Origin of the sequence: Aeromonas sp. R1-1, assembly GCF_040908495.1 — a bacterium.
In the GTDB taxonomy this organism is placed as follows: Bacteria; Pseudomonadota; Gammaproteobacteria; order Enterobacterales; family Aeromonadaceae; genus Aeromonas; species Aeromonas veronii.
On sequence record NZ_JBFODV010000204.1, the window covers coordinates 1 to 4,989 of the forward strand.

At 61.4% G+C, this 4,989-nt stretch carries 6 protein-coding genes and 1 pseudogene; 3 read left to right on the plus strand and 4 right to left on the minus strand.

Features of this window, described 5'->3' with window-relative positions:
- Nucleotides 1–39: 39 nt before the first annotated feature.
- Nucleotides 40–1,206: a chromate efflux transporter gene (gene chrA, locus AB5Y92_RS13140; protein ID WP_368226930.1), complete on the minus strand. Its 1,167-nt coding sequence runs from the start codon at nt 1,204–1,206 to the stop codon at nt 40–42.
- 58 nt (nt 1,207–1,264) lie between these two features.
- The gene (locus AB5Y92_RS13145; RefSeq protein WP_136501688.1) at nt 1,265–1,720 is read right to left on the minus strand and encodes an NUDIX hydrolase; all 456 of its coding nucleotides are present in this window, start codon (nt 1,718–1,720) and stop codon (nt 1,265–1,267) included.
- Between the two features lie 204 nt (nt 1,721–1,924).
- On the opposite strand from AB5Y92_RS13145, the pseudogene AB5Y92_RS13150 reads away from it, so the two are divergent.
- Together AB5Y92_RS13150 and AB5Y92_RS13155 are read left to right on the plus strand one after the other, a co-directional pair.
- Nucleotides 1,925–2,153, plus strand: a pseudogene (locus AB5Y92_RS13150) (hypothetical protein).
- Nucleotides 2,154–2,298: 145 nt separating this feature from the next.
- A complete protein-coding gene (locus AB5Y92_RS13155) occupies nt 2,299–2,616 on the plus strand; it encodes a hypothetical protein (protein ID WP_005343224.1) in 318 nt (105 codons plus the stop codon).
- A 117-nt stretch (nt 2,617–2,733) separates the two neighbouring features.
- Here AB5Y92_RS13155 and AB5Y92_RS13160 read toward each other — a convergent pair whose 3' ends face one another.
- Nucleotides 2,734–3,210, minus strand: a complete 477-nt coding sequence (locus tag AB5Y92_RS13160) for an Lrp/AsnC family transcriptional regulator (protein ID WP_005304871.1) — start codon at nt 3,208–3,210, stop codon at nt 2,734–2,736.
- A 311-nt stretch (nt 3,211–3,521) separates the two neighbouring features.
- Nucleotides 3,522–4,145, minus strand: a complete 624-nt coding sequence (locus AB5Y92_RS13165; protein WP_368226931.1) for a helix-turn-helix transcriptional regulator — start codon at nt 4,143–4,145, stop codon at nt 3,522–3,524.
- Nucleotides 4,146–4,251: 106 nt separating this feature from the next.
- Between AB5Y92_RS13165 and AB5Y92_RS13170 the strand changes: the two genes are divergently transcribed.
- Nucleotides 4,252–4,989, plus strand: a 738-nt coding sequence (locus AB5Y92_RS13170) for an MFS transporter (protein WP_368226932.1), incomplete at its 3' end; no start/stop codon positions are given.

The following is a 4,989-nucleotide window of genomic DNA, read 5'->3' on the forward strand; positions in this document are numbered from 1 at the left end:
ATCACGGAGGCGCCGTTTTTTATCGGGATTTTACCGCATTCACGCCAGCAGGATAGCAGCCATCACCAACAGGGCCGCGATGGCCGGCACCGGCAACTTCAACACCCGCAGCAGATAAAAGCCGATGGCCGCCAGCGCCAGATCGGTCGGCGCCAGCACCGCGCTCTGCCACACCGGCTGATAGAGGGCCGCCAGCAACAAGCCCACCACGGCGGCGTTGATTCCGGTGACAGCCCCCGCCAGACGGGGCCGGGCCAACCACTGTTGCCAGCAGGGGCCCACCGCCCAGAGCAGCAGAAAGCCGGGTACAAAGAGCGCCAGGGTCGCCAACAGGGCACCGATCATCGGCATCTCGGGCTGCAGCTGGGCGCCAAGATAGGTGGCAAGGGTAAACATGGGGCCCGGCACCAACTGGGCCAAGCTGTAACCGGTCAGAAACTGCTGCTCGTTGAGAGTGTGTCCCACGCTCTCTTGCAGCAGCGGCAACACCACATGGCCACCGCCAAACACCAGACTACCGGCGCGATAGAAGTCGGCAACCAGCTGGCCAAGCGGACTACCGAGCCGCGGCAGACTGATAAAAAGGATCCCAAACAGCAGCAGGGTCGGCCAATGAGGCTGACTGCTGGCGGCAGAAGGCTGCTCGGCGGAGGCTGGCACACTACCCGCCCCGCGCTGGCTGCGGGCGCAGATCAGTGCCGCTCCCACCAGCATCAACAGTTGAGTCAGCAGACCGGGCTGCCACCAGAGTGCGGCAGCGGTCGCCACCATAATCCCTTGGGTCATTCCCGTGGCACAGAACTGACGACTCATGGTGAGCACCGCATCGGCCACCACGATGAGCGCCAGCAGCTTGAGGCCGTGCAGCGCCGCATCGAGCCACAAATTGCTGCCCAGCTGGCCGATGCCGATCGCGGCCGCCAGTAGCAGAAGAAATGAGGGCAGCGTGAAACCAAGAAAAGCTGAGAGCGCCCCGCCCAGACCGGCGCGATGACGACCGATGGCGAAACCAAGCTGGCTGGAGGCGGGCCCCGGCAGCAGTTGGCACAGCGCCAGCAAGCGGGCAAATTCGGCCTGTGTCAGCCAGCCGAGCCGCTGGACGAAGGTGCGCTGGAAATAGCCGATATGAGCGGCCGGACCACCAAAGCTGATGCATCCCAGCCATAAAAACTGAATAAATACCTGCCCCACGCTCTTCTCCCTCATCCCTCTTCTCCCGATGGAGAGGGGATATTATGACAGCGCGATGATCGTTTTATGACAATCAGACTGATTCGGCCGACACCATGGGCACATCACCCGGCAGATAGCAGCGTCCCGCCAGCCAGCAAGCGATGGATTGGCGGCTGGCGTCGAAATGGGGCTCGGGCAACTCGCGCGGATCGCACCAGACCCAGCCTTCGCACTTCTCCGGCTCCAGCAGTTGCGGTTCGCCATCGGCTCGGGCGTGCAGCGTCACCGAGATATAGTGCAGCCCGCTCTCGCGCCAGGTCTCCAGATTGTTGGTCACCGCTACCACCTCGGGCCCGTGGATCTCAAGTCCGGTCTCCTCGGCCACCTCGCGGATCGCCGCCGACTCGAAGCTCTCCCCCAACTCCAGATGACCACCCGGGATCGACCAGTAGGGGGCATGGCTCCCTTTGCGTTTGCCAAGCAGCACCTGGTCTTGGGCGTTGGTCAGGATGACGCCGACCCCGACGCGGGGATAGAGAGTGGACATGAAAACGCTCCTTCAATCAGGCAATAAAACGGCCCCACCATAGGCCCAAGGAGGGTACAGGGCAAGCTCCGGCTGCACGGCACCTGCGGCCGTCAGTGGTCCCCCCTTGCCCCTTAACCGGTTATCACTGATGCTGGGGAGTGAAGCCCGGATGGAGAGGTCATCCCAATCCTCTCAGTCCCCCATTACCCCGAGGAGTCCGCCATGAAAAAATTGCTCCCCCTGTGCGCCCTGCTGCTCACGGCTTGCCAAACCACGCAGCCCCCCCAACTCGCTCGCCATCGATGATGCTGACGCCTGGCAGGCCATTTGCAAAGATGGCACCCGGGTTCGCGCCGTGGTAGCAGAGGGGATCTGTGGGGATCATCGCGGGGTAGCCATGTGGACGAATAAGCCAAGAGCTGAACGGATGGCAGAAGAAGCCGCCAAATAGTGTGATCCAGACACCATAAAATGACACTGCCGGCCAATTGGCCGGATTTTTTCGCGATCTCGCCAGCACTTTGCCACCTTGTTCATGGTGCGCTCAGTTTTCTGTTCCCATACTGGCCCTACAGTTCCAAAAGAGGAGAGACAAGATGCAAACATCCATCGTCGGGCTCTCCATTCTGTGGGGGCTAGCCAGTTTTGGTGTTCAGGGGGATTTCATCGAGAGCCGTGATTCCGTTGCGCCATCCTGGCAAGCCGAGTCCAGAGTGGAGATGGAAGGTTATCTGATTGAATCGCTTGGCGAAGATCGCTGGCTGTTCGATAACGGCAGCGAGAGCCTGCTGGTCTCCCTGCCCGAGGGGCAGTGGGTGCCGACCGGCGAGCGGCTGCGGGTCAGCGGCGAACCGCAACAGGAGCAGAGCGGCTGGCTGCTGCAGGTGGAAGACATCAGCCAGGTCAGTGTCTGACCACGGCAGTCGCCCCATCACCGCGACAGCTAATCCAGACCGATAACCACGACCGAATAGCAAAAGAGGAGGCCACTGGCCTCCTCTTTCTGTTTCTATTAAGCGGTTTGCGCAGCCTTAACCCAGATGGTTGAGCGGCAGCGCCGTCTTGTGCTTGATGCGACGCAGCACGAAGCTGGAGCGCACACCGGTCACCCCCGGAATATGGGTCAGCTTGTCCAGCAGGAAGTGCTGGTAGTGCTCCATGTCGCGCACCACCACCTTGAGCTGGTAGTCGGCATCGTTGCCGGTGATGAGGTCACACTCCAGCACTTCGGGCAACTCGCTGATGGCGCGATCGAAGTTTTCGAACCGCTCGGGCGTGTGTCTGTCCATGGATATATGAATGTAGGCGGTGAGGGTGAGGCCAAGCTGGCGGGCGTTGAGCAGAGTAACGTGGGTGTCGATGAGACCGGCATCCTCCAGCGCCTTGACCCGGCGGGAGCAGGGGGACGGCGAGAGCCCGACCAGCTCGGCCAGCTCCAGATTGCTGATGCGGCCATTCTCCTGCATCAACTCGAGAATATGTCTGTCTATGCGATCAAGTTTCAGCATTTACCCTTCCTCGTTGCAATGACTAATCCACTTTTCCTAGATTAAGGGTGAACTATTGCAAAAACAACCGAAATAAGTGGTTACTTTGCAACCACTCACCGGCACGGGAGGGATACTATGGTTACATCTTCCGGTGGCAAAGCAGATACCTGACCGGGTCTCTGCGGTGAAGGACCTTACCGGGTCAAGAGCCCCATCAGCCGTCTTACCTTATCGGGAAACGACGGGCTGGAACGAGAGAACCCCCTCCCCGAAGGCAACAAAGCAGGCATCCCGGCGCCTGCTTTGTTGTTTTTGGGCGTTTGACGCAATCAGAGCGCGGGCGGCGTGATGCGATAGAGACAGCGGTGCGCCCCCTCCAGCAGATATTGCTCCCGCTCCACCGTCGCCGGCGCCAGCAGCTGGCGAAACAGCGCCAGTTCGCTGCGACAGAAACCGCGGCAGGTACGCGCTGCCGCACAGATGGGACAGTGGCTCTCCCACAGCAGCCAGCTGCCATCCTCTTCGCGGCGGATCTCCGCCATATAGCCCTCGCGGCTGCGCAGCTCCTTGAGCGCCGCTAGCCGGCCAGAGAGGCCATGGGACCCCAGCGCCTCCTGATAGCGAGCAAGCATCTGCTGCTCCCGCTGCTGAATCAGCCGCTCCATCCCCTCCTCGCCAAACAGCTCGCGCACGTTGTCGATCAACTGCACGGTCAGATCGCTATGGCTATCGGGGAAGCGCTGCCAGGCCTGCTCGGTGAGCTGCCACAGCCGCACGGGACGACCGCGCCCGCGCGCCTCGTCGCTGAATGTAACCCACCCCTCCTGCTCCAGCGTGAGCAGGTGCTGACGGGCGCCCATGGAGGTCATCTGCAACTGCTCCCCCAGCGCGGCGGCGCTCTGCGGGCCATGGCTCTTGAGCAGAAACAGGATCTTGTCGGTGCTTGCGTTCATGGTCTCATTATGGGGATCGCCCTTTATTAAATCAACAATTCACTTTACTTAATCCCATCTATGAACCAGCATAAATAAACAAATAACTTTACTTAATGGGTGCAACATGGAGAAACACGGGCACAAAAATCCCCTCTGGGTGCTGGTCATGACGGTCACGCTGGCAGTTGCAGGCTTCAGTCTCCCCTCCCCGGTATTGGCACCTTTGCTGCTGGATCCGGCCCACGGCATGCTGACGCCGGAAGCCTCCGACTGGAGCCGCAAGGTGTGGCTGGGGGTCATCATGGGGCTCTATCCCCTGTTCCAGCTGGTGGGCAGCCCCTGGCTCGGTCGCCTCTCCGACCGCTATGGCCGCAAGCCACTGCTGTTGCTATCGCTGGCGGGGGTGCTGGCAGGCTATGCCCTGATGGCATTCGGTATCGCCTGGCGCTCACTCCCCCTGTTGCTGCTCAGCCGGATTGTGGAGGGGCTGTGCAACGGCAACATCGCCATCGTGCAGGCGATGGCGGCGGATCTCGCCGGCAAGGAGCACAAGGCGCGCAGCTTCGCCTGGATCAACATCGGCATGAATCTGGGCTGGGTAGTGGGGCCGGTGATCGGGGGCTACGCCGCGGTGATCTCGGGGGATTACCGTCTGGCGGCCTGGCTGGCCGTCGCGATGACCCTGCTCAACCTGCTGCTGGTGCTCTGGCTGATCCCCTATCGTCCGCCGGTGGCGGCCACCCTTCAGGCCGCGACTCTCTCCAGCCGCCAGTTGCTGCTGCAACCGGCCCTGCTGCCCTACTTCGCACTCACCCTGATCAGCTATGGCGCCGTGCAGCTCTATTTCACCTACTTCAACATC

Excerpts from the sequence above, each read along its gene's own strand:
- AB5Y92_RS13145 (WP_136501688.1), bottom strand. The coding sequence starts at position 1,720 with ATGTCCACTCTCTATCCCCGCGTCGGGGTCGGCGTCATCCTGACCAAC.
- AB5Y92_RS13165 (WP_368226931.1), bottom strand. The coding sequence starts at position 4,145 with ATGAACGCAAGCACCGACAAGATCCTGTTTCTGCTCAAGAGCCATGGC.
- chrA (WP_368226930.1), bottom strand. The coding sequence starts at position 1,206 with ATGAGGGAGAAGAGCGTGGGGCAGGTATTTATTCAGTTTTTATGGCTG.
- AB5Y92_RS13155 (WP_005343224.1), top strand. The coding sequence starts at position 2,299 with ATGCAAACATCCATCGTCGGGCTCTCCATTCTGTGGGGGCTAGCCAGT.
- AB5Y92_RS13160 (WP_005304871.1), bottom strand. The coding sequence starts at position 3,210 with ATGCTGAAACTTGATCGCATAGACAGACATATTCTCGAGTTGATGCAG.